This is a genomic window from Mesorhizobium sp. M5C.F.Ca.ET.164.01.1.1, from assembly GCF_004792125.1.
GTDB classification, from domain to species: domain Bacteria; phylum Pseudomonadota; class Alphaproteobacteria; order Rhizobiales; family Rhizobiaceae; genus Mesorhizobium; species Mesorhizobium wenxiniae.
In genome coordinates, this window is sequence record NZ_SRTG01000159.1 from 1 (window position 1) to 400 (window position 400).

Annotated in this window: 1 pseudogene; it reads left to right on the forward strand. The window is 62.5% G+C overall.

Annotated elements, in window-relative coordinates:
* Positions 1-400: pseudogene (locus EN807_RS32900) on the forward strand (hypothetical protein); the annotation flags it as partial.

Genomic DNA, 400 nt, shown 5'->3' on the forward strand with positions numbered 1-400 from the left:
TTCGGGGGATCGTTCTAATTCCGACAAAGACCCAGCTCTTCGGTCAGCCGGCCATAGCAAGCGGACCGCCAACCGCCAGTCTCGGCCCATGAGTGCTGGCCGCAAAAAGCGCCCGGTCTGGTTGCGCGTCTATCGTGAGCTCCGGCGGGCGGGCCGATACGTCTGCGCGCCGCTTGCCACCCTGGCCCGGATACGCGAACAGGCGAAAAACAAGGCCGCTCGCAATCTCCTGATGCGACAGCGCATCGAGGCAGCTCGCAAGGCCTATGAGGCGTCGCAATCCGAGCCGGTGAAGGACAGCTTCATGCTCGTCCGCATCATCGGCAACGATCTGGAACCGCGCCACAGAAAGGGTCAGTCATACGACAATGTACGGTTCATCCGGGACAACGAACCGGCC